Raw genomic sequence first — 23760 nt, forward strand, 5'->3', positions numbered from 1 at the left:
GGTGGGATGGGAAGTCGCTGGTCACGGGCGGTGAAATTGCTGACAACCGGGCTGCGGGGGTGGTCGATCGGCCCGCCGCGTGGCAACCCTGGGGACCATGGCCCCACCCCGCCCGCCGCTGTCGCGGCTGTTCACCGTGCTGCTCGCCGGCGTGCTCGCCGGCCTCGTCCTGGCGGTCGCCGCGCTGCCGGGAAACCTGCTGCTCGGGTTCGCCGCCAAGGCCGCGGTCGGGTCGTACGCCGCGCTGCCCGAGGCGCTGCGCACCCCGGTCACGCCGCAACGCTCCTACCTCTACGCCAACGACGGCAAGACGCTGATCACCACGTTCTACGACGTCAACCGCACCGACGTGCCGCTGGACGAGATCGCCCCGGTGATGCGGCAGGCGATCGTGGCGGCCGAGGACCGGCGCTTCTACGACCACGGCGGCGCCGACCTGCGCGGGTTGCTGCGGGCCGTGGTGTCGAACGTCTCCGGCGGCGGTCAGCAGGGCGGCTCCACGCTGACCATGCAGTACGTCCGCAACGTGCTCAAGACCGATCCCGGCCGCACCGCCGAGGAGCGCGCCGCCGCCACCGAGCAGACCGTCGGGCGCAAGATCCAGGAGATCCGGTACGCCACGGCGCTGGAGCAGCGCCTGAGCAAGGACGAGATCCTCAACCGGTACCTGAACATCGCGTACTTCGGCTCCGGCGCGTACGGCATCGCGGCGGCCAGCCAGCGCTACTTCGCCAAGTCCCCGGCGGAGCTGACCCTCGGCGAGGCGTCCCTGCTCGCCGGCCTGGTGCAGTCGCCGGAGGCGTACAGCCCGATCGACGGCAACGCGGACGCCGCGCTGACCCGCCGCGGCTACGTGCTCGACTCGATGGTCTCCACCGGCGCGATCAGCGCCGAGGAGGCCGCGCGGGCCAGGGCCGAGAAGCTGACGCTGCGCCCCACCGCCCAGCCCAACGGGTGCACCGCCGTCGCGCAGGGGCACGACGACTGGGGCTTCTTCTGCGACTACCTGCGGCAGTGGTGGCTCGCGCAGCCCGAGTTCGGGGCCAGCGTCGAGGAGCGCGAGCAGGCGCTGCGCCGCGGCGGCTACACCGTGGTGACCTCGCTCGACCCGCGGATCCAGGCCACCGCGCAGAAGCAGGCCATTGGCGTCTACTCCTACGACGACAAGCGCGCCCTGCCGATCGCCGCCGTCGAGCCGGGCACCGGTCGGGTGCTGGCGATGGCGGTCAACCGGCACTACAGCCTCGACGCCAACCCGGACGGGCAGGCCAACCGCCCCAACACCGTCAACCCGCTCATCTCCGGCGGCGACAGCGTGGACGGCTACCAGGCCGGCTCGACGTTCAAGCTCTTCACCATGCTCGCCGCGCTGGAGGCCGGCAAGCCGCTCTCCACCGGCTTCGACGCGCCCAGCCGGCTGCCCACCCGGTACGCGGCCGAGGGCGAGGGCAGCTGCGACGGCCGGTGGTGCCCGGCCAACGCCAACCCGGAGTGGATGGACGGCTACCGGATGATGTGGGACGGCTTCGGCCGCTCGGTGAACACCTACTTCGTCTGGCTGGCCGAACAGGTCGGGCAGGAGAAGGTGGTCGAGATGGCCAAGCGCCTCGGCATCACCTTCCGGGCCGACGCCGACGCCACCTTCGCCGAGAACGACGCCGCCGACTGGGGCTCGTTCACCCTGGGCGTGACCGCCACCACCCCGCTCGACCTGGCCAACGCGTACGCCACCGTGGCCGCCGAGGGCACGTACTGCGCACCGCTGCCGGTGGTCTCGGTGACCGCCGCCGACGGCCAGCGGGTGCCGGTGGGCGACCCCTCCTGCCGCCGGGTGCTCGACGCCGACGTGGCCCGGGCCGCCACCGACGCGGCGCGCTGCCCGGTGGGCCAGCAGTCGGCGTCCGGGCAGTGCAACGGGGGCACGGCCACCTCGGTGAACCGGATCCTCGACGGCCGGCCGGTGGCCGGCAAGACCGGTAGCTCGGAGAAGAACGCCACCGAGACCTTCGTCGGCTTCACCCCGCAGGTGGCGGTCGCCGGCATCGCCGCCAACCCGGACGACCCGACCGACTCGGTGGGCGCGGCGGTGCAGGCGAGGGTGATCGACGCGGTCGCCCGGGTCATCGGCACCGCCGTCGCCGGTGAGCCGGAGAAGGCCTTCGCCGCCCCGAGCCGGGAGCTGGTCGGCGACCCGCGCCGCCCCGTGGAGCGTCCGCCGGTCGAGCAGCGCCGCCCCCCGTCCGAGGAGCGGCGGCCGTCGCCCGCCGACGATGAGCGCCTGTCGGACCTGCGGCGCTGGCTGGAGCGCAGGCGCTGACGGCCGGCCCGCGAGCGGCTGACCCCGCCGGCGGGGGCGCCCGACCGGAAAAGATCCTGAAAAAGGTCGTCCGGGCCTGTCGGATCCGGCGCCGCCGCTCCGACCACCTGGCGAGAACGCCCACGAGGGGCGTCCGTCGCCAACGGGAGCAGGACCATGCGGAAGATCGTCTACGGGGTGCACCAGTCGCTCGACGGGTTCATCGAGGGGCCGAACGGCGAGTTCGACTGGCCGGAGATGGGGCCGGAGCTGTCCGCGTTCTCGCTGGAGCAGTGCGGCCGGGCCGGCGCGTTCCTCTACGGCCGCCGGGTCTGGGAGATGATGGCCGGCTACTGGCCGCAGGCGGAGTCGATCTCCGACCACCCGCACGACCTCGCGTTCGTGCCGATCTGGCGGCGGACGCCGAAGGTGGTGCTCTCGCGCACGCTCACCGCGGCCGAGCACGGCGCCCGGGTGGTCGGCGGCGACGATCTCGCCACGGAGGTCACCGCGCTCAAGGAGCAGCCGGGCGGTGACCTGCTGCTCAACGGCGGCGCCGACGCCGCCGCCGCGCTGACCGACCTCGGCCTGATCGACGAGTACCAGATCTTCGTGCACCCGGTGGTGCTGGGCGGCGGCAAGCCGGTCTTCGCCGCCACCGAGCGGATGGGGCTGCGCCTGGCGGAGTCGCGGACCTTCGACGGCAGGGCGGTGCTGCTGCGGTACCACCGGGCCGGCTGACGCCGGCCTGGGTCCGGCGAGGGCTGCGCCCGCCGGTGCCCGTCGCGTCGGCCGGGTCCGGCGGGGCCCGGCACCGGCGGGGCCCGGACCGCCCCGGTCAGCCCCGGCCGCGCCCCGGCCGAAGGGTGGCGACCGCCGTGGGCAGCCCCCGCCGGATGATGCCCGCCCAGTCCGTGTCGCCGCGCAGCACGGCCGCGGCGGTGTTGTGGGCCTGCTCGGCGGTGAAGTGCGGCGGCAGCATCAGCTCGGCCGGGTCGACCAACGCGTTGACGACCACGGGCCGGTCGGCGCTCAGCGCCCGCTCCCAGACGCCCGGCACCTGCTCCGGCGCGTCGACCAGCTCGCCGTGCAGGCCCAGCACCTCCGCCCACCGGTGGTAGCCGATGTCGGGCAGCTGCTGACTGTCCGGGAACATCGGCGTCCCCTGGCTGGAGCGCTGCTCCCAGCTCACGAAGGCCAGGTCCCGGTTGTTGAGCACGAGCACCACGAACCGGGGGTCCGACCAGCTCCGCCAGTACTTGGCCACCGTGATCAGCTCGTTGACCCCGTTCATCTGCATCGCGCCGTCGCCGATCAGGGCCACCAGCGGACGGTCCGGGTGGGCGAACTTGGCGGCCAGCGCGTACGGCATCGCGCCGCCCATCGAGAGCAGGGTGCCGGAGAGGCTGGCCAGCATGCCGGGGCGGACCCGGACGTGCCGGGCGTACCAGGCGGTCGTGGTGCCGCAGTCGACCGAGATCATCACGTCGTCGGGCAGCCGGTCGCTGAGGGTGGCGAAGAGCAGCTGCGGGTTGACCGGGTCGGCGGCCTGTCCGGCCAGGTCCCGCTGGGCTTCGCGCCAGGCCGAGGTCGCCTTCCCGATCGTCGCCCGCCAGCGGGTCGGTCCCGGGCCGGGGCCGAGCTCGCGCAGCAGGGCCCGCAGGGTGGGGCCGGCGTCCCCGGTCAGGTTCACCTCGGTCGGGTACCGCAGCCCCAACTGCGTGCCGTCCCGGTCGATCTGCACCGCCCGGGCCCGCCCCTGCGGCGGGTAGAACTCCGAGTACGGCATGTTGCTGCCCACGATCAGCAGCCGGTCGCACTCGTTCATCAGCTGCCAGCTGGGCCGGGTGCCGAGCAGGCCGATCGCGCCGGTCACCCACGGCTCCCGGTGGTCGACGGCCGCGAACCCGAGCAGCGCGGTCGCCACCCCCGCGCCGAGCCGGTCGGCGACGGCGCGGACCTCGTCCACCGCGCCGAGCGCGCCCTGCCCGACCAGCATGGCGACCCGCTCGCCCCCGCCCAGCAGCTCGGCGGCCCGGCGCAGGTCCGCCTCCGGCGGCACCGTCGGGCCGCTGCTGGGCACGTCGCTGGTGCGGTAGTAGCCGTGCGCGTGCGGTGGCTCCGGCACGGCCGGCGCGTCCTGGATGTCGGACGGCAGCACCAGCGCGGTGACGGTACGCCGGGCCAGCGCCGTGCGGCAGGCCCGGTCGACCAGGTGGCGGACCTGGCTGGGGTGGTCGAGCTGGGCCAGGAAGGCGGCCGCGACGTCCTTGTAGAGGGCGAGCAGGTCCACCTCCTGGTAGTAGCCGCCGCCCTCGGCGGTGAGCGCGGTGTGGCCGACCAGGGCGACCACCGGCTGGTGGTCCAGCTTGGCGTCGTACAGGCCGTTGAGCAGGTGGATCGCGCCGGGCCCGCTGGTCACCAGCGCGCAGCCGAGCGGCCCGCCGCCGTACTTGACGTGCGCCGAGGCCGCGAAGCCGGCGGTCTCCTCGTGCCGGACCTGGACGAACTGCGCCCGCTCCCCGGTGCGTTGCAGCGCCGAGGTCAGGCCGTTGATGCCGTCGCCGGGATAGCCGAAGTACCGGCGCACGCCCCAGCCCGCCAGCCGGTGCACGATGTGGTCCGCGACGGTGGCGTCGCGGGGCAGGGGGCCCAGGTCGACGCGCCATCCGTCAGGGTGGTCGGTCCGGGCCGGCCCCGGCGTGCCCATGGGACGTGCGTTCACCTGACTGTCCTTCCGTCGGTCCGCCGCTCCGGCCCGCCATTCCCCTTCTTACCGGGACAAAACTCCTCAGGTCGCTCCGCCGTCGGGCGGCCCGGGGCGGCTGCGGCGCGTCCGGCAGAATCGGCGGGTGCCCATCCACCCGATCACCGACCCCGACGACGACCGGATCGCCGACTACCGCGCGCTCACCGACGTCGAGCTGCGCACCCGCTGGGAGCCGCCGCACGGCCTGTTCATCGCCGAGGGCGAGCTGGTGCTGCGCCGGGCGCTGCGGGCCGGCTACCCGGCCCGGTCGTACCTGGTGGACGCCAAGCGGGCCGACCAGCTCGCCGACCTGGACACCGGCGACGCCCCCGTCTACGCCGCCACCCAGGACGTGCTGCACCGGGCGACCGGCTTCCACGTGCACCGGGGGGTGCTGGCGTCGTTCCGGCGCAAGCCGCTGCCGGCCGCCGCCGACGTGCTGGCGGCAGCCCGGCGGGTGGTGGTCCTCGAGGACGTCAACAACCACACGAACCTCGGCGCGGTCTTCAGGGGCGCGGCCGCGCTCGGCATCGACGCGGTGCTCCTGTCGCCGACCTGCGCCGACCCGCTGTACCGGCGCAGCGTGCGGGTCAGCATGGGGGAGGTCTTCGCGGTTCCGTACGCCAAGCTCGAACGGTGGCCCGCGGGCCTGGACCAGGTGCGGGAGGCGGGCTTCAGCGTGCTCGCCATGACGCCGGCTGCGGACGCCGTACCGATCCAGCGGCTCACCGCGGCGCAGCGCGAGCGGGCGGCGCTGCTCCTCGGGGCGGAGGGCCCCGGCCTCACGGCGGCGGCCCAGTCCGCCAGCGACGTGCGGGTGGTCATCCCGATGCGGCGCGGGGTCGACTCGCTGAACGTGGCCGCCGCGGCCGCGGTCGCCTTCTGGGAGCTGGGCCGTGACGACTTCGCCTGACGCCGGCATCCGACCCTTCCGGATCGACGTCCCGCAACGCGATCTCGACGATCTGCGCGAGCGGCTCGATCGCACGAGGTGGCCCGACGAGCTGCCCGGGGTGGGCTGGGAGTACGGCGTCCCGCGGGACTACCTGATGGACCTGGCGCGGTACTGGCGGCACGAGTACGACTGGCGTGCCGCGGAGGCCAGACTCAACGAGTGGCCGCAGTACACCACCACGATCGACGGGGCGGACATCCACTTCGCGCACGTCCGGTCGCCGGAGCCGGGCGCGACTGCGCTGCTCGTCACGCACGGCTGGCCGGGGTCGATCGTGGAGTTCCTTGAGGTCGCCGGGCCGCTGACGGATCCGCGAGCCCACGGCGGCGACCCCTGCGACGCCTTCCACCTCGTCATGCCGAGCATCCCGGGGTTCGGGTTCTCCGGGCCGACGCGGGAGACCGGCTGGGAGTTCCGGCGGGTGGCCGCCGCATTCGCCGAACTGATGCGACGTCTCGGCTATCGGCGCTACGGCGTGCAGGGTGGTGACTGGGGTTCGGCCATCTCCCGCGAACTCGGCCGGACGCGGACCGACCACGTCGTCGGCGTACACCTGAATCTGCTGCCGGGCTCGTCCGTGACGGAGGAGCCGGACGCCCATCTGCTCGCCACGTTGAGCCCGGCGGAACGGGAGCGGACGCTGGCCTCGTGGCGGCGCACCCGACGGTGGGACCGCGACAGCACCGGCTACGCGGCCATCCAGTCCACCCGACCGCAGACGCTCGCCTACGGCCTGACGGATTCTCCGGTCGGCCAGTTGGCCTGGATCGCGGAGAAGTTCAAGGAGTGGACGGACTCGTCGACCCGCCCGGAGGACGCCGTCGACCGCGACCACCTGCTCACCAACGTGATGCTCTACTGGCTCACCGGAACCGCCGGCTCGTCCGCCCGCATCTACTACGAGCGGGCGCACTCGGACTACTGGGGGTCGCCGCCGGAGCCGTCGGCCGCGCCGACCGCTCTGGCCGCCTTCCCCCGGGACAACTTCATTCCGGTGCGGCACATCGCCGAACGGACGAACAACATCGTGCGGTGGACGGAGTACGACCGAGGCGGGCATTTCGCTGCGATGGAGACGCCCGACCTGCTGGTCGCCGACATCCGGGCGTTCTTCCGGCAGCTCCGCGCGGAGCCGACCGACTGATCCGGCGGGCCGACCGGTCATTTGCATGCCCATGCGGGCTGGTGCATAATCTTCCCTGTGTCCAAGGTTCTCACCTCCCTGCCCATCGGTGAACGTGTCGGCATCGCCTTCTCCGGCGGTCTCGACACCTCTGTCGCGGTCGCGTGGATGCGCGACAAGGGCGCCGTTCCCTGTGCCTACACCGCCGACATCGGCCAGTACGACGAGCCCGACATCGCCTCGGTGCCGGGGCGAGCGCTCAGCTACGGCGCGGAGGTCGCCCGGCTGGTCGACTGCCGCGCCGCCCTGGTCGAGGAGGGCCTGGCGGCGCTGACGTGCGGTGCCTTCCACATCCGCTCGGGCGGGCGGGCGTACTTCAACACCACCCCGCTGGGCCGGGCCGTGACCGGGACCCTGCTGGTCCGGGCGATGATCTCCGACGACGTCCAGATCTGGGGCGACGGCTCGACCTTCAAGGGCAACGACATCGAGCGGTTCTACCGGTACGGTCTGCTGGCCAACCCGCAGCTGCGCATCTACAAGCCGTGGCTGGACACCGACTTCGTCACCGAACTCGGCGGGCGCAAGGAGATGTCGGAGTGGCTGCTCGAACGCGGCCTGCCGTACCGGGACAGCACCGAGAAGGCGTACTCCACCGACGCCAACATCTGGGGCGCCACGCACGAGGCGAAGACCCTCGAGCACCTCGACACCGGCATCGAGACGGTCAACCCGATCATGGGGGTCCGGTTCTGGGACCCGTCGGTGGAGATCCCGACCGAGGACGTCACGATCGGCTTCGACCAGGGTCGCCCCGTGACGATCAACGGTAAGGAGTTCGGCAGCCCCGTCGATTTGGTGCTGGAGGCCAACGCCATCGGCGGCCGGCACGGCATGGGCATGTCGGACCAGATCGAGAACCGGATCATCGAGGCCAAGAGCCGGGGCATCTACGAGGCACCCGGCATGGCGCTGCTGCACGCCGCGTACGAGCGGCTGGTCAACGCCATCCACAACGAGGACACCCTGGCGAACTACCACAACGAGGGCCGCCGCCTCGGCCGCCTGATGTACGAGGGGCGCTGGCTGGACCCGCAGGCGCTGATGCTGCGCGAGTCGTTGCAGCGCTGGGTCGGCACGGCGGTCACCGGCGAGGTGACGCTGCGGCTGCGCCGGGGCGAGGACTACTCGATCCTCGACACCACCGGTCCGGCGTTCAGCTACCACCCGGACAAGCTGTCGATGGAGCGCACCGAGGACTCGGCGTTCGGCCCGTCGGACCGGATCGGCCAGCTCACCATGCGCAACCTGGACATCGCCGACTCGCGGGCGAAGCTGGAGCAGTACGCCACCCTCGGCATGGTCGGCGGCGCGGCCCCGCAGCGGATGGTCGGCGCCGCGCAGGCGGCCTCGACCGGGCTGATCGGTGCGATGCCGCAGGGTGGCGCGGAGGCCATCGCCTCCCGGGGCGTCTCCTCCGCCGACGACGAGGCGCTCGACCGCGCCGCGATGGAGTTCGGCGTCGACTGAGCAAGCCTGGGCCGTGCGGAATCGACGTCACGGACGGTAGCGTGTCGCCCGTGTTTCCTACCGTCCGTGAGGTCCTCGCGCTGGACCCGGTCCGCCACGGCGCTCCGCGCCTGGTCGCCGGGGAGGCCGGCCTCGACCGCCCGGTGCGCTGGGTGCACGTGACCGAGGTGCCCGACATCGCCCCCCTGCTCGGCGGCGGGGAGCTGGTGCTGACCACCGGCATCGGGCTGCCCGCCGACGACGCCGGGCTGCGCGCGTTCATCGGCGACCTGGCGGACGTCGGCGTCTCCGGTTTGGTCGTCGAGCTGGGCCGCCGGTACGTCAGCGCGGTGCCCCGGGTGATGGCCGCCGCCGCCCAACGGCGCGGGCTGCCCCTGGTCGAGCTGCGGCGGGCCACCCCGTTCGTCCGGATCACCGAGGCGGTGCACGCGTTGATCGTCGACGCCCAGCTGACCGAGCTGCGGGCGACGGAGGAGATCCACCAGCGCTTCACGGAGCTGTCGGTGGAGGGTGCCGGCACCGGCGAGGTGGTCCGGCAGGCCGCCGAGCTCTCCGGCTGCCCGGTGGTGCTGGAGAACCTCTCCCGGCAGGTGCTCGCGTACGACCCGGCGGGGGAGAGCGCCGAGCTGCTGCTGGACTGCTGGGAGCAGCACTCCCGGCGGATCCGGCCGGCGGGGCGGACCGCGTACGACGCCGACAACGGGTGGCTGGTCACCACGGTCGGCGCCCGGGGGCAGGACTGGGGCCGGCTGCTGCTGCGCTGGCCGGGCGGGGGCGACCTGGCGGCCGACCGGCGCGGGTTCGCGCCGACCGGGGAGGGCGGTGCGCCCGTCGGCATCGTCGCGCCGCCGGTGGCCCCACCCACCCGGCTGACCATCCTGGTCGAGCGGGCCGCCTCGACGCTGGCCCTCGGCCGGCTGATCCGGCGCGACGCCGAGGGCCTGGAGCGGCAGATCCACCGTACGCTGCTCACCGCCCTGCTCGACCACTCGCTGCCGGTGGACGAGGTGGCCCTGCGGGCCCGGGCGCTCGGCGTGGTGCTGGAGCGCCGGCACCTGGTCGGGGTCGTGGTGCGGCATCGCGGCGACGAACCGGCGGGGGAGGGCGGCCCGCTCGCGGAGCCCGGGCACCCGGCCGACGCGGGCGCGGGTGGCCCGCAGGCCGGCCCGGCGCGCCTGCGCGATCTCGCCGAGGCGGTCGGGCAGGCGTTGCGCGAGGCGAAACTGACCGGGCTGACCAGCGCCGTCGACGACCAGTCGGTCGGTGTGCTGCTCGCCCTGCCGGAGCCGGCGGCCGAGGAGCGGGCGCTGGCCGCGTTCGCCACCGCGCTGCACCGCACCCACCCGGACACCGCCGCCCGCTCGGACGGCCATGTCCGCCCGGACAGTCATCCCCGCCCGGGTGGCTCCGCGCGACCCGACGCCCAGGTCCGCCTGGTCGGCCCCGCCCGTGGTGACGGAACGGCCCGGTCCAACGGCCGGACGAACGGCGTGGCCCGGCCAGCGGGCGGCGGACTGCTCATCGCGGCCGGTTCCGCCGTGCCCGGCCTGCGGGAGGCGCGTCGGTCGCTGGTCGAGGCCCGGCAGATCGCCGACGCCGCCCGCCGGGACCGGCGGGACCTGCCGGTCTTCCGGCTGCCGCACGTGGGGCTGGCGGGGCTGCTGCACCTGCTGCGCGACGAGCCCCGGTTGCAGACCTTCGTCGAGCGGGAACTCGGCGCGCTGCTGGCCTACGACGCGCAGCACCCGCGGGAGCAGTTGCTCGGCACGCTGCGGGCGTACCTGGAGCAGGGCCGGAACAAGTCGGCGGCGGCCGGCGCGGCGCACCTGTCCCGGCCCGCGTTCTACGAGCGGCTGGCCCGGATCCGCCGCGTCCTGGACGTGGACCTCGACTCGGTGGAGGACTGCCTCTCCCTGCACGTCGCCCTGCTGGCCCTCGACGCCATCCGCACCCCCTGAACCCACCAACTCCCGCCAGCAGCTCCTGTCCGCCGTCGATCATGAGGTTGGCGGGGAGGAATCGCCCGAACCGCGCCGCCAACCTCATGATCGACGCTGGGGCGGGGGCTGGGGCTGGGGCGGGGTGGGTGGGTCAGGTCAGGGCGGCGAGGGCCTTCGCGTAGGGCGGGGGGACGTGGTTGGGGCCGCCGGGGGTGAAGACGTCGGAGTCGGCGGCGGCCGACCAGGCCGTGTCGGGTACGGCGTCGACGAGGGCGCGCACGACCGGGGCGTCGCGCCACTGGTCCTGCTCGGCGAGCAGGCTCAACGCCACCACCGACTCCTCCACCTCGCCCACGCACTCGAACGGCTTGTGCCCGTCCACGCCGAGCAGCTCCCGGTAGCCGGGGATCTGTGCGGGGTCGGCGAGCAGGTCGCCACCGAAGATGTGGGTGATCCGCTCGCGCGACATGAACGGCGCCATGGCCAGGAAGACGAACCGGCACTTCGGGCAGTTGCGGCACCAGCGCTCGCTGGCGTCGCGCAGCTTGAACGCGGCGTTGCAGCTCGTCACCACGTCGTCGTAGCGGTCGATCTCGGCGAACGACCGGGCGATGTGCAGCTCCGACAGCGAGCGCAGCAGCGAGAAGTACGGCTCGGTCAGCCCGGCGTGCTCGGCCAGCGCCGCCCGCAGCAGCCCCTCCGCCTCCACGCCCTTGGACCACTGGTGGTTGATCTCGTGGCCGTTCCAGACCAGGTTGGGATCCGACGCCGACCGCTCGTTGGACATCACCACCGGCCCGAGGCCGTGCAGCACCGCCGTGGCGACGGCGATCAGCGAGTTGATCGCGGTGACCGGGATGTGGCCGTTACGCGCCCCGGCGGCGTTCAGCTCGAACAGCACCGGGTCGATGCGCCGCCGGGCGGCGAGCGGGGCCAGGCCGGACGCCTCGTTCACCGCGACGATCACGTGGTTCGGGTTGACCGAGAACGGCACCGGGTCGAGGCCGGCCCGGCGCAGCGCCTCCAGGCTGACGATGGAGTCCTTGCCGCCGCCCACCGCCGACAGCGGACGCCGGTCGGAGTCGTCGTACTCCCGGGCGGGGGAGACCGTGCCGGGCGGCACTTCCGGGCGTAGCTGGAGCACGTGCGGCAACTGGTTGCGGTACGCGTACTCCGCGAGACCCTTGGTGTAGACGGCGGTGACCAGCTCGGCGGCGGCCGTGCCCAGCGGCGCCGGCAGCACCAGGCGGGGCGGCGCGGCGGCCTTGTAGTAGCTGACCCCGGCGACGACGTGCAGCAGCTCCAGCACCCGGCCGAGGGTCGTCACGGTCTCGTCGGACGGCGGCGCGTCCGGCAGCGGGAGGGTGACCACCTCGGTGAACCGCTGCTCGCCGTCGGGGCCGGTGAGGGCGTAGTCGAAGAGCACCTCCCCGGTGGAGAGGTCGATCGAGTAGGACGGGAAGGTGAAGGCGTCCATCCGCCGCAGCTGTTCATTGGGCACACGCCATACTAGGCCCTGGTTCGTCCGGCGTGTCCGGCTGTGCCGGACGTGCCTGTGCCCCGCCGTAGACATCCCCGAGGAGAATCAGTGCGCCTGTCTGACCTGCGCGGACGTACCGTCGCCGTCTGGGGGGCCGGCCGGGAGGGCCGGGCCGCGGTGACCGCGATCGCCGCGCACGGCCCGGCCGGGCTGGTCGCCGTCGACGACAGTGCCAACTTCCTCAGCCTGCCCTGGGAGGGGCCGCTGGCCGAGGCGGCGCCGCTGGTCACGGGCGAGGAGGGCTTCGCCCGGCTGGCCGCCGCCGACGTGGTGGTCCGCTCGCCCGGCGTGCCGCAGACCCACCCGTGGCTGGTGGAGCTGCGCCGGCGCGGCGCGACCGTCACCCAGGGCACCGCCCTGTGGATGGCCGACCACGCCGCCCGCACCGTCGGCGTGACCGGCAGCAAGGGCAAGAGCACCACCTCCAGCCTGATCAGCCACCTGCTCGCCGCCGTCGACCGGCCGAACGTCTTCGGCGGCAACATCGGCGTGCCGACGCTGGACCTGCCGGACGCGGAGCTGTACGTGCTGGAGCTCTCCAGCTACCAGTGCAGCGACCTGACCGACTCGCCCCGGGTCGCGGTCGTCACCGCCCTCTTCCCCGAGCACCTCGACGCGCACGGCGGCGAGCGCGAGTACTACCGGGACAAGCTCAACCTGCTGGCGCACGGGCCGCGGACCGTGGTGGTCAACGGCGCCGACCCGAGGCTCGCCCTCGAACTGCGCGACCGCGCGGCGGTGCGCGCCGGCCTGCCGGACACCGCCCACGTGGCCGGTGGCGCGGACGGCACGCCCTGGTTCCACCTCGGCGACCAGCCGCTGTTCCCGCGCGCGGTGCTGCCCCTGGTGGGTCGGCACAACGAGGGCAACCTCTGCGTCGCCCTCGCCGTGCTCGACGCGCTCGGCGTCGACGTGGTGGCCCGCAGGGACGCGCTGGCCGTGGCGGTCGCCGAGTTCCAGGGGCTGGCCCACCGGCTCACCGAGATCGCCGACCCGTCCGGCCTGACCTTCGTCGACGACACCCTCGCCACCAGCCCGTACGCGGCCATGCACGCCATCGACGCGTACGAGGGGCGGCCGTTGACGGTCATCGTCGGCGGCACCGACCGGGGCCTGGACTACGCGCCGCTGCGCGAGCACCTCGCGGAGCGCGAGCTGACCGTGCTCGGCATCCCCGACAGCGGCGCCCGGATCGTCGAGGCGCTCGCCGGGCTGCCCAAGGTGCGTACCGAGGTGGTCGACGACCTGGTCGCCGCCGTCCGGCGGGCCCGCGAGCTGACCCCAACCGACGGGGTGGTGCTGCTCTCCCCGGCGGCGCCCAGCTACGGGCGGTTCCGCAACTTCGAGCACCGCTCCGAGGTCTTCGCCCAGGCGGTACGCGACACCGCCGGCTGACTCAGCCCCGCTCGGCGGGAGTCGGGTCCGGCGTGTGCGCGCCCGGCAACAGCGAGCCGCCGTCCTCGTCCTCGGGTTCGGCCTCGTCCTCCGGGGCCGGCGCTCCGGGCGTGCCGGTGGCACCGGTCGGTGGGCGTTGCTTGTCGGGCGTCCAGGCGAAGGCGAGCGCCCCGCCGACCAGGGCCAGCAGCATCCCGACCAGGAAGCCGCCCAGGTTCGAGGTCAGCCAGGAGACCAGCCCGAGCAAGAGCGAGAGCACGGCGTAGAAGACCCGCTGCTGCGGAGTGGCGACCAGCAGCACCCCGCAGAGCACCAGGACGGCCGGCACCAGGTACGCGGCGAGCCCCTGCGGCCCGACGTGCAGCAGCACCCCGAGCGGCGCGCGCAGGGTCACCAGCATCTCCAGGCCGCCGAGCGCGATCAGCACCCCGGCGGTGAACGGGCGGCCCCGCCGCCAACGGCGCCAGCGGCCGCCGGGTCGGCGGACGGCTGGCGCCGGGTGGTCTCGTCCGGTGGTCACGTCAGCATCCGTCGGAGGTGAACGCCATGCGCAGGTTGGGCAGGTTGAAGACGGCCGCCGTGGTGGCGTAGTTGTTCTGTCGCAGGTTGGTGATGGTCACCGTATCCGCCTGCTGGGCGAACACGCCGGGGTTGCCCTTCACGCCGGGCACCTGGTCGAGGGTGCTGGCGTCCTGCCCGACGTTGATGTTCCGGAACGAGGCGTTGCCGGCGACCTCGTCGCCGTCGACGACCAGGGTGCGGGCGGTGACCGGTCTGCCGTCGCCGCCGGCGGTGATCTTCAGGTAGACGCCGCCCAGGTTGATGCTCTGGCAGAGGTTGGTCAGCTCGGCCTTGTCGATCGCCGACACGATCACCAGGACCTGCCCGCCGGTGTCGCCCTGGTTGGGGCTGTCCGGGATCATCTGGTCGAGGGTGGCGAACTGCTCGAACCCCGTGCCGGTGAGCCGGTCGGCGGTGACGGTGAACGGCATGCCGGAGATGGCGAACTGCGCGCCCAGCACGCCCTGGGCGGTCAGCACGACCATGCCGGCGGCACCCGCCACGACGGTGCCCAGCGTGACGGCGAACCGGCGCCAGCGCACGCCGCTGCGCGGCGGATCGGGTTCGATCGGTGCGATCTGCTCCGACATGGCGGCTCCCTTTTCGAGATCGATTCATCGGCGACAATGGGAAATCGGCTGAAGGGGTTGCGCAGGCTGAAGTTACCGCCGGGTAAGTGGCAGGTCAACGGCGGGTGGGGGCTGGTTGAGGCGGCATCTGCCAAATGCGGCCAAAGTGAAAAACCGCTGCGGTTTCCGACCGCGCGTCAGGGAACGGTGGCGGCCTCGCCGGCCGGCGCGCACGGCGCGGTCGTGCCCGGGCCGTCGGCCGGGCGTGCCAGCCGCGTCGCCCGGGTCGCGTCGTCGGTGCCGAGGAAGGGTGCGGTGGCCGCGTAGGTGAGCACCGGCAACAGCTGCGGCAGCTCCGTCGCCCGACCCTGGGCCACCCGGCTGCGGACGGTGGCGTGGATCCCGCCGACCACGGTGGACACCAGCGCGTCCCGGTCCACGCCCGCGCCCGCCGGGCCGGGGCCGGCGTCGGCGAAGAACCGGCGGAAGCTGCCGAGCAGGGCGTCGCGCTCCCGGCGCGCGTCCGGGCCCGCCGCGTCCACCTCGACGAGCGCCATCCGGGCGAAGGCGGGCACGCTCGCGAGCACCTCCAGCAGGGTGCGCAGCGCGGCGCGGGCGGCGTCCGACCACGTCGGTCCGGCCTCCCGGTAGGCGCTCTCCATGAGCTGCGACAGCACGGCGATGCCGTGCCGGTACGCGGCGAGGAAGGCGTCCTCCTTGCCGCTGAAGAGGGCGTAGAACGCCGGCCGGGTCACCCCGGCGGCGTGGCAGATGTCGGTGACCCGGGCGTTGTCGTAGCCCTTCGTCGCCACCTCCCGTACGAGCCCGTCGAGGAGGCGGTCGCGCTGGGTCGCGGCCACCGCCTCGGCGGAGAGCCGGCGCGGACCACGTTTGATCGCGCGATCGGGGTCGCGGCCCGGGCGTGCGCCCGGCAGGGGGGCCTGCGCCGGATGCGGACGGCGCTGCATGGTCAACGTGTCCACCTCTCGATTCGATTGACTTTGCGACCCTCCGGGGTTTATAACTTTCTGCACGCTCAGTCGGGATCCCGTCACCATGGGTGATCTTCCGGACGGTCACCCGTCGACTCATCGAGGGAGGGCTCGATGGCTGCCATTATCGCGGAACATCGGCACCCTCCCAAGGCCGCGAAGACGCAGGTGACGCCGCTGCGCCGCGGCGTGCCAGGCCAACCTGCCCGCTGACCCCACCGCACCACCGCCGTCCGGCCCCGACGGCCGCCCGGCACCCTCCACCGCCGTCCGCCACGCGACGGCTCCGATCGCCGCGCGGACACCCCCGCCCGCGCGCCCTGGTCGCCCCCGTCCCCCGAAAGGAAGAACCATGCTCAGGTACGGACGAATCGGCGTGGGTCTCGCCACCCTCGCGCTGCTGACCGGCCTCGCCGCCGCCCCGGGCTCCGCCGCCCCGGCGCCGCTCGCCAACAACGTGCTGACCTACCCGACGCCGGGCGGCACCGCCGTCGCCGTCAACGACGTGATCCGGGCCAGCCTCAGGACCGGTACCAACGCCACCTTCTACTCCTCCGCCACGGGCACCACCGGCGTGAAGTGCGCCGCGTCCACCTTCAGCGCCACGGTGCTGAGCAACCCGGCGGCCCCGGGCACCGCCACCGAGAGCCTGACCGCGCAGTCCTTCACCAGCTGCACCAGCAACATCGTCGGCACCACCGGCGTGCAGAGCGTGACCGTCCAGAACCTGCCGTACGCCACCTCGGTCACCAGCGCCGGCGTGGTCAGGATCAGCGGCACGGCGACGGCGCCGATCCAGAGCAGCGTCGTGCTGAACTCGCTGCTCGGCCCGATCACCTGCGTCTACCGGACCAGCACCAACAGCCTGACCGGCACGGCGAACAACGCGGACAACTCGATCACCTTCACCAACCAGACGCTGACGAAGTTCTCCGGCCCCAGCCTCTGCTTCGGCACGGCTTACTTCTCCGCGGCGTACTCGCCCGTGCAGGACGCCACCAAGGGGAACAGCCCCGTCTACGTCAACTGACCGCGCTCAGCAGGGCCGGCGTGCGGCGATCCGTCGTGCGTCGGCCCCCGGTCGTGCGCCGGCCAGCCGTCGCTGAGGGCGGCGTGCAGGGCGCGCATCGACCGGATCGCCGAGCGGACCTCCTGGAGGTAGCGGCCCGGGGTGAGCGCCGGCTCGGGCAGCCCGGCCAGGTCGGGCAGGGCCGGGTCGACGCCGACGGTCTCGATCTCACAGCCGTACGGCACGGCGAGGGTGCGCAGCGCGTCGCAGTGCTGGAACGGCACGTAGACCGGCGCGGTCACCAGCAGCACCGGCTCGCCCGCGCGCAGGCGGACGTGCTCGGCCCAGAACCGCTGGGTGTCGGCGGTGTGCGCGCGCCGCCGCGCGGGGTCGCCGGACGGGGCGGCGAGCACCCGGACGGGCGGGCCGCCCGCGGGCCGGTACGTGCGCGACGACCAGGAGTGGTGCGGGTGCCCGGCGTCGTGGCCGTCCTCGTCGGCCGGGGCGGCCACCGCGAACTCGCGCCGCACCGCCGCGTCCAGCGCCGCCACCTCGGTGTCGCAGGGCGCGACGCCGGCCGCCTCCAGGGCCCGGCCCTCCACGTCGGACAGCGGGCGGAAGCTGCCCAGCACCGCCACCTCGCCGGTGACCCGGGTGCCGGCGCGCAGCAGGTGCGCCGCGTACGCGACCCGGCGCTGGCAGGCGTGCGCCAACCCGCCGAGCACGACCAGGTGGGCGTACCGCGAGCGGGCCGGGGCCGCCGGACGGACCATGCCCAGCGCGGCGGCGGCGGCGAGCACCAGCCGCGCGGTGGCCGGGTCGAAGGCCGGTTCCCGGGCGTCCGGGCGTTCCCGGCCGCCCCGGAAGTCCCAGTGCCGGGCGGAGAAGTCGTCGAGGCCGGCCAGCACCGCCGCCAGGTCGCCGTCCGGCCAGTCGCCGCCGAAGTGCCCGACCAGGGCGCGCAGCGGCGCCGAGCCCGCCCAGGCCCGTACGCCGGCCGCGATCTGCTCGACGTCCGTCCCCGCCGCGCCCGTCGGCAGCGCCACCTCACCGGTCCGCACCGCCGGATCGTACCGGCGGCCGAGGCGGCCGGCGGCGAACGACCGGGCCGGGTCGACGGGGGTGTCAGGGGCCCCGGCGCCGCGTTGGACAGTGGCTCTTGTCCGCGCCGCCCGGTGGTGGCAGCGTGCGGTTACCGCGAACGCCGCTGAGAGGGTGCGACGATGACCACCGACGATCTGCTGGCCCGGCACCGGGCCGCGCTCCCGTCCTGGATGCCGCTCTACTACGACGAGCCGATCGAGCTGGTCCGCGGCTCCGGCCGCCGGGTCACCGACGCCCAGGGACGCACCTACCTCGACTTCTTCGGCGGCGTGCTGACGAACATGCTCGGCTACGACGTCCCGGAGGTCCGGGAGGCGGTCGAGCGGCAACTGCGCACCGGCATCGTGCACAGCTCCACCCTCTACCTGATCCGGCAGCAGGTCGAGCTGGCCGAGAAGGTCGCCCGGCTTTCCGGCATCCCCGACGCGCGGGTCTTCTTCACCAACTCGGGCACGGAGGCGAACGAGGCGGCGCTGCTGGCCGCCACCAACCACCGCCGCTCGCACCAGATCCTCGCCGTGCGCAACAGCTACCACGGCCGGTCGTACGCGACGATGGGCGTGACCGGCAACCGGGGCTGGTCCGCCAGCGCGCTCAACCCGCTCCAGGTGGCCTGGCTGCACTCCGGCGAGCGGCTGCGCGGCCTGCTGGCCCGGCTCGGCGAGGCCGAGCGGGTCGAGGCCGCCGTGGAGGACCTGCACGAGGTGCTCGCCACCCAGACCGCCGGCGACGTGGCCTGTCTGATCGCCGAGCCGGTCCAGGGGGTGGGCGGCTTCGTGCACCCGCCGGACGGGCTCTTCGCCGCCTGGAAGAAGGTCCTCGACGCCCACGGCATCCTGTTCGTCTCCGACGAGGTGCAGACCGGTTGGGGTCGCACCGGGGAGCACTTCTGGGGTTACCAGGCGCACGGCGTCACCCCGGATCTGCTCACCTTCGCCAAGGGCATCGGCAACGGCTTCGCCCTGGCCGGCGTGGTCGGCCGCGCGGAGGTGCTGGAGTCGGTGCCGGCGATCAGCTTCTCCACCTTCGGTGGCAACCCGGTCTCGACGGCCGCCGGCAACGCGGTACTCGACTACCTGCTCGACCACGACCTCCAGGCCAACGCGGCCCGCACCGGCGCGATCCTCGCCGACGGGCTGCGCGCCGCCGTGGGCGCTCTCGACGGCGTCGCGGAGGTACGCGGCAAGGGGCTGATGCTCGGCGTCGAGTTCGTCCGGCCGGGCACCGCCGAGCCGGACCCGGCCCTGACCGCCCGCGTCTTCGAGGCGTGCCGGGCCGGCGGGCTGCTCACCGGCAGGGGCGGCCTGTACGGCAACGTGTTGCGGATGGGCCCGCCACTGACGTTGACCGAGGACGAGGCCCGCGAGGGCCTGGCCATCCTCGTCGACGCCATCCGCTCCTGTGTGGCGGCGGAGGTGGCGGCGTGAGCGCGGCGGAGCACGACGTGCGCGTCATCGGCCACCTCGTCGACGGCAAGCCGTTCAGCGGTTCGTCCGGGCGGCACGGGGACGTCTTCGACCCGGCGACCGGCCGGCGTACCGCCCGGGTGGAGCTGGCCTCGGCGGCGGACGTCGCGGTCGCGGTGGAGGCCGCCGGGCGCGCGGCCCGGCTCTGGCGCGACGCGTCGCTGGCCAGACGGACGGCGGTGCTGTTCGCCTTCCGGGAGCTGGTGCACGCGCGGCGGGACCGGCTCGCCGAGGTGATCACCGCCGAGCACGGCAAGGTGCTCGCCGACGCCGCCGGCGAGGTGCAGCGCGGCCTGGAGATCATCGAGTACGCCTGCGGCATCCCCTCGGCGCTGCGCGGCGGGTTCAGCGAGAACGTCTCCACCGAGGTCGACTCCTACAGCCTGCGGCAGCCGCTCGGCGTCGTGGCGGTGATCTCCCCGTTCAACTTCCCGGCGATGGTGCCGCTGTGGTTCCTGCCGATCGCGGTGGCCTGCGGCAACGCGGTGGTGCTCAAGCCGAGCGAGAAGGACCCCAGCGCGGCGCTGCTGCTGGCGGAGTGGTTCGCCGAGGCGGGCCTGCCCGACGGGGTGCTCAACGTCGTCAACGGCGACGCCGAGGCGGTGGACGCGCTGCTGGCGCACCCGGACGTGAAGGCGGTGTCGTTCGTCGGCTCCACCCCGGTCGCCCGGCACGTCCACCAGCGCGGCACCGCCGCCGGCAAGCGGGTGCAGGCGTTGGGCGGGGCGAAGAACCACATGGTGGTGCTCCCCGACGCCGACCTGGACCTGGCCGCCGACGCGGCGGTCAACGCGGGGTTCGGCTCGGCGGGGGAGCGGTGCATGGCGATCTCGGTCCTGGTCGCGGTGGAGCCGGTCGCCGACGCCCTGGTCGCCCGGATCGCCGAGCGGATGGGCCGGCTGCGCACCGGCGACGGCCGGCGCGGCTGCGACATGGGCCCGCTGGTCACCGCCGCGCACGCCGCCCGGGTGCGCTCGTACGTCGAGGCGGGGGTGGCCGCCGGCGCGGTGCCGGTGGTGGACGGCCGCGACGTCGAGCCGGACGGGGACCCGAACGGGTTCTGGCTGGGCCCGACGCTGTTCGACCGCGTCACCCCGGACATGTCGATCTACACCGACGAGATCTTCGGCCCGGTGCTCGGCGTCGTGCGGGTCGGCTCGTACGACGAGGCGGTGGAGCTGGTCAACGCCAACCCGTACGGCAACGGCACGGCGATCTTCACCAACGACGGCGGCGCGGCCCGGCGCTACCAGCACGAGGTGGAGGTCGGCATGGTCGGCGTCAACGTGCCGATCCCGGTGCCGATGGCGTACTACTCCTTCGGTGGCTGGAAGGCCTCGCTCTTCGGCGACCTGCACGCGCACGGCGAGGACGGGGTGCGCTTCTTCACCCGGGGCAAGGTGGTCACCAGCCGCTGGCTGGATCCCCGGCACGGCGGGGTCAACCTCGGCTTCCCCACCCAGACCTGAGCAGCCGCAGGGTGCCCGCCCCGACCAGGTACGCCACCAGCGCCGCCGCCGGCACCCCCAGCGGTTCGGGCGCCGACCTCGGCGTCTCCGCGTTGACCACCAGGGCGTACACGACGGCGGCGAAACCGGCGGCGGTGAGCGCGGTGCGCGCGGTGGCCCGCCACCCGCGCCCGGCCGGCGCGCGGCCCGCCGCGGCCCCGCCGCCGGCCCGCCGGCCGTCTCCGGCGCTGGCGCTCCCGGCGCGGCCGGTGCGGGCCTCGACGGGGCCGAAGACGGCGACCAGGGCGGCCAGCACCACGGCCAGCATCAGCACCCACGGCACCCGCCAGGCCAGCCAGGCCGCCGACCCCACCGGCGGGGTCGGCAGCTTCCCGGCCGCGTCCAGCGCGCCCACCAGCAGGATCGCGGCGGTCAGGTGCCAGAGGAAGACGGTGAGCACGACCGCGTTCACCGCGATCACCGCCTGCCAGGGCCGGGAACGGCGCAGCCAACGCTCCGCCGGGCCGCGCAGCAGCAGGATCAGCCCGAACTGGGCGGCGGTCAGGGTGAGCAGGGCCAGGCTGGGCGGGGCCGCGTTGTCCAGGCGCTCGCCCGGCACGTTGAGCATGCTCACCGGGTACGGTCCGACGGTGGTCAGCAGCACCGTCGCCGCCAGCCCGCCCAGCAGCGTCGCCGCGCCCGCGCGGCGGGACAGCGGCAGCCCGCGTTCCCGCGCGGCCGCGGGGCGCGCCGGGGGCCCACCCCGCGCGGGCGCGGCCCGTGGAGCGGGATGGGCGTCGTGACGCCCGGCGTCGGCGTCGCGCCAGGCGATGCCGAGCTGGTGCACGGCCAGCCAGCCGAAGACGTAGTTCGGCAGCGCCAGCTCGGCCGGGCCCAGCGCCCGCGCCACGTCGCCCGCGAGGACCAGCGCGGCCAGCGCCGACGGCACGAGCAGGCCGAAGCGGCGGTGCAGGGCGAGCATCGCCGGGGTCAGCGGCACCACGATCAGGTAGGCGGCGAGGAACCAGAGCGGGATCGTGGCGAACCAGCCGACGGTACGCACCAGGGTCGCCTCGACGCCGACCAGCGACGCGAGCGCGGCGCCGCCGGCGATAACCAGCAGCAGCGCGCTCGTGGGGCGCAGCAGCCGGGCGCCCCGGTCCAGCAGCCAGGCGGTGGCGTCGACGCCGGCGGCCCGGCGGGCGGTCAGCGAGGCCGCGTTGGCGTACCCGCCGACCAGGAAGAAGATCGGCATGACCTGGGCGACCCAGGTGAGCGGGTACGCCCACGGCAGGTCGGGCAGCGCCGAGCGTCCCGTCGGCCGGCCGGTGGCGTCCTCGCCGATCGCGGCGACCGCCCAGTGGCCGAGAACGACCATGCCGATGGCGAGCGCCCGGAGCAGGTCGACGTAACGTTGCCGACCAGCGGGGGTGCGCGCGGCGAGCTGCCGCAGGCGGCGCATGGCCCCGAGGGTACGTCAGGCGGCGACTGGCCGGTGCTGATAACGGTTCGGTTCCCGGGGGTTGAAGTCCGCGCCCTCCTGCCGTAGAAATTCTTCAGCAAGATATTGCGAACTGAAGACAAATTCCCCCTGCGCCTCGTGCGGCGGTCACCATCCCCCTTCCGGCGGCCGCCCGGACCGATCCGAGGAGAGACCATGAACAGGCGTGACATCCTGCGGCGTACCGCTGCCGCCGGCCTCCTGGCCACCCCCGCCGCCGGCCTGCTGACCGGCTGCGCCACGGGCGGCGGTGGCGACGACAAGGGCGACGCCGGCGCCTACAAGGGCACCAAGAGCGAACAGAACCCGCTCGGTGTCAAGGAGGATGCGCCCCTCGAGGTGGTGATCTTCAACGGCGGCTTCGGCGAGGAGTACGCGAAGGCCCACGAGGCCATGTACACCGAGAAGTACCCGAAGGCGAAGATCAACCACTCGGCGACGCAGGAGATCAGCAAGACCCTCCAGCCGCGCTTCGTCGACGGCACCCCGCCGGACGTGGTCAACAACTCCGGCGCCGGCCAGATCGACTTCAACGGCCTGGTGTCGCAGAACGCCGTCGCCGACCTGGGCGAGCTGCTCGCCGCCCCGAGCCTCGACATCCCGGGCAAGACGGTCAAGGACACCCTGCTGCCGGGCGCGGTCGAGGTCGGCTCGTACGACGGCAAGTTCCTGGTGATGAACTACACCTACACCGTCTACGGCATCTGGCACTCCACCAAGCTCTTCACGGAGCGCAAGTGGGAGTACGCCAAGACCTGGGACGAGCACATCGCGCTGTGCAAGCAGATCAAGGCCGCCGGCATCGCCCCCTGGACGTACGCGGGCGCGCACCCGCGCTACATGAGCTGGCCGCTGATCTCCACCGCGATCAAGCTCGGCGGCCCCTCGGTCGCCACGGCGATCGACAACCTGGAGCCCAACGCCTGGAAGTCCGACGCGATGAAGACCGCGGCCGACGCCTGGCACCAGATCGTCAAGGACAAGTTCATCCTCGAGGGCTCGCCCGGCCTCGACCACAAGCAGTCGCAGACCGCGTGGTGCCAGGGCAAGGCCGCCTTCATCTCCTGCGGCTCCTGGCTGGAGAGCGAGCAGAAGGACGTCACGCCGGCCGGCTTCAACATGACCATCCAGCCGACCCCGAGTCTGGGCAGCGGCGACAAGCTGCCGTTCGAGGCCGTCCGGGGCACCGCCGGCGAGCCGTTCATGGTCCCGGCGAAGGCCAAGAACGTCGCCGGTGGCCTGGAGTTCTTCCGGGTCATGCTCTCCAAGAAGGGCGCGCAGGACTTCACCAGGAAGGTCTCCAGCCTGACCGTGGTGGCCGGCGCGAGCGAGGGCGTCGAGCTGCCGTTCGGGCTGAGCACGGTGGTGAAGGCGCTGGACGCGTCCGGCAGCAACGGCTTCAACTGGGTCTACAACAACTACTACCGCAAGCTGGAGCGCAACCTGGTCGACGCCGCGTGCGGCGAGTTCTTCAGCGGGCGGATCGGCCCGGCGGAGTTCCTCGACCAGTGCCAGAAGGGCGCGGACTCGATCGCCCAGGACAGCTCGATCAAGAAGTACAAGCGGGCCGCCTGACACCCCG

General features: G+C 73.8%; 18 protein-coding genes. 11 read left to right on the forward strand and 7 right to left on the reverse strand.

Annotation, left to right across the window (positions count from 1 at the left end):
* Window positions 1-97 precede the first annotated feature (97 nt).
* The gene (locus ACSNN9_RS04545; protein ID WP_436671351.1) at window positions 98-2317 is read left to right on the forward strand and encodes a transglycosylase domain-containing protein; all 2220 of its coding nucleotides are present in this window, start codon (window positions 98-100) and stop codon (window positions 2315-2317) included.
* 156 nt (window positions 2318-2473) lie between these two features.
* Window positions 2474-3037, forward strand: coding sequence for a dihydrofolate reductase family protein (locus tag ACSNN9_RS04550; RefSeq protein WP_436671352.1), 564 nt, complete (start codon window positions 2474-2476; stop codon window positions 3035-3037).
* Window positions 3038-3134: 97 nt separating this feature from the next.
* On the opposite strand, the gene ACSNN9_RS04555 is transcribed toward ACSNN9_RS04550, so the two are convergent.
* Window positions 3135-5006, reverse strand: coding sequence for a thiamine pyrophosphate-requiring protein (locus ACSNN9_RS04555; protein WP_436671402.1), 1872 nt, complete (start codon window positions 5004-5006; stop codon window positions 3135-3137).
* 115 nt (window positions 5007-5121) lie between these two features.
* On the opposite strand from ACSNN9_RS04555, the gene ACSNN9_RS04560 reads away from it, so the two are divergent.
* The 4 genes from ACSNN9_RS04560 to ACSNN9_RS04575 are packed head-to-tail and all read left to right on the forward strand — an operon-like array spanning window position 5122 to window position 10611.
* Window positions 5122-5958: a TrmH family RNA methyltransferase gene (locus tag ACSNN9_RS04560; protein ID WP_436671403.1), complete on the forward strand. Its 837-nt coding sequence runs from the start codon at window positions 5122-5124 to the stop codon at window positions 5956-5958.
* A 7-nt stretch (window positions 5959-5965) separates the two neighbouring features.
* Window positions 5966-7144, forward strand: coding sequence for an epoxide hydrolase family protein (locus ACSNN9_RS04565; RefSeq protein ID WP_436671404.1), 1179 nt, complete (start codon window positions 5966-5968; stop codon window positions 7142-7144).
* Between the two features lie 57 nt (window positions 7145-7201).
* Window positions 7202-8653, forward strand: coding sequence for an argininosuccinate synthase (gene argG / locus ACSNN9_RS04570; protein ID WP_436671353.1), 1452 nt, complete (start codon window positions 7202-7204; stop codon window positions 8651-8653).
* Window positions 8654-8694: 41 nt separating this feature from the next.
* The gene (locus tag ACSNN9_RS04575) at window positions 8695-10611 is read left to right on the forward strand and encodes a PucR family transcriptional regulator (protein WP_436671354.1); all 1917 of its coding nucleotides are present in this window, start codon (window positions 8695-8697) and stop codon (window positions 10609-10611) included.
* Window positions 10612-10744: 133 nt separating this feature from the next.
* On the opposite strand, the gene ACSNN9_RS04580 is transcribed toward ACSNN9_RS04575, so the two are convergent.
* Window positions 10745-12094, reverse strand: a complete 1350-nt coding sequence (locus ACSNN9_RS04580; protein WP_436671355.1) for a hypothetical protein — start codon at window positions 12092-12094, stop codon at window positions 10745-10747.
* Between the two features lie 87 nt (window positions 12095-12181).
* On the opposite strand from ACSNN9_RS04580, the gene murD reads away from it, so the two are divergent.
* Window positions 12182-13528, forward strand: coding sequence for a UDP-N-acetylmuramoyl-L-alanine--D-glutamate ligase (murD, locus tag ACSNN9_RS04585; protein WP_436671356.1), 1347 nt, complete (start codon window positions 12182-12184; stop codon window positions 13526-13528).
* A 1-nt stretch (window position 13529) separates the two neighbouring features.
* On the opposite strand, the gene ACSNN9_RS04590 is transcribed toward murD, so the two are convergent.
* The 3 genes from ACSNN9_RS04590 to ACSNN9_RS04600 form a co-directional block, all read right to left on the reverse strand.
* Window positions 13530-14048 carry a DUF6114 domain-containing protein gene (locus ACSNN9_RS04590; RefSeq protein ID WP_436671357.1) on the reverse strand — a complete coding sequence of 173 codons (519 nt, stop codon included), beginning with the start codon at window positions 14046-14048 and terminating at the stop codon, window positions 13530-13532.
* A gap of 1 nt (window position 14049) precedes the next feature.
* Window positions 14050-14679: a DUF6230 family protein gene (locus tag ACSNN9_RS04595; RefSeq protein ID WP_358090217.1), complete on the reverse strand. Its 630-nt coding sequence runs from the start codon at window positions 14677-14679 to the stop codon at window positions 14050-14052.
* A 176-nt stretch (window positions 14680-14855) separates the two neighbouring features.
* Window positions 14856-15641, reverse strand: a complete 786-nt coding sequence (locus tag ACSNN9_RS04600) for a TetR/AcrR family transcriptional regulator (RefSeq protein WP_436671358.1) — start codon at window positions 15639-15641, stop codon at window positions 14856-14858.
* Between the two features lie 361 nt (window positions 15642-16002).
* Here ACSNN9_RS04600 and ACSNN9_RS04605 point away from each other — a divergent pair, with 361 nt between their 5' ends.
* Complete coding sequence (locus ACSNN9_RS04605) at window positions 16003-16680, forward strand: Tat pathway signal sequence domain protein (RefSeq protein ID WP_436671359.1); 678 nt, start codon at window positions 16003-16005, stop codon at window positions 16678-16680.
* Here the strand turns inward: ACSNN9_RS04605 and ACSNN9_RS04610 are convergent.
* Window positions 16668-17720 (reverse strand): hypothetical protein, encoded by a 1053-nt coding sequence (locus tag ACSNN9_RS04610; protein WP_436671360.1) that lies wholly within the window; start codon window positions 17718-17720, stop codon window positions 16668-16670. The genes ACSNN9_RS04605 and ACSNN9_RS04610 overlap by 13 nt on opposite strands.
* 162 nt (window positions 17721-17882) lie before the next feature.
* Here ACSNN9_RS04610 and ACSNN9_RS04615 point away from each other — a divergent pair, with 162 nt between their 5' ends.
* Together ACSNN9_RS04615 and ACSNN9_RS04620 are read left to right on the forward strand one after the other, a co-directional pair.
* The gene (locus ACSNN9_RS04615) at window positions 17883-19190 is read left to right on the forward strand and encodes an aspartate aminotransferase family protein (protein ID WP_436671361.1); all 1308 of its coding nucleotides are present in this window, start codon (window positions 17883-17885) and stop codon (window positions 19188-19190) included.
* Window positions 19191-19207: 17 nt separating this feature from the next.
* On the forward strand, window positions 19208-20698 hold the full coding sequence (locus ACSNN9_RS04620) for a CoA-acylating methylmalonate-semialdehyde dehydrogenase (RefSeq protein WP_436671405.1): 1491 nt from the start codon (window positions 19208-19210) through the stop codon (window positions 20696-20698).
* Here the strand turns inward: ACSNN9_RS04620 and ACSNN9_RS04625 are convergent.
* Window positions 20670-22139, reverse strand: a complete 1470-nt coding sequence (locus ACSNN9_RS04625; RefSeq protein ID WP_436671362.1) for an acyltransferase family protein — start codon at window positions 22137-22139, stop codon at window positions 20670-20672. The genes ACSNN9_RS04620 and ACSNN9_RS04625 overlap by 29 nt on opposite strands.
* Before the next feature lie 195 nt (window positions 22140-22334).
* Between ACSNN9_RS04625 and ngcE the strand changes: the two genes are divergently transcribed.
* Window positions 22335-23753, forward strand: coding sequence for an N-acetylglucosamine/diacetylchitobiose ABC transporter substrate-binding protein (ngcE, locus tag ACSNN9_RS04630; protein WP_436671363.1), 1419 nt, complete (start codon window positions 22335-22337; stop codon window positions 23751-23753).
* The last annotated feature ends 7 nt before the right edge of the window (window positions 23754-23760 follow it).

The organism is Micromonospora sp. URMC 107 (genome assembly GCF_051386315.1).
Taxonomy (GTDB): domain Bacteria; phylum Actinomycetota; class Actinomycetes; order Mycobacteriales; family Micromonosporaceae; genus Micromonospora.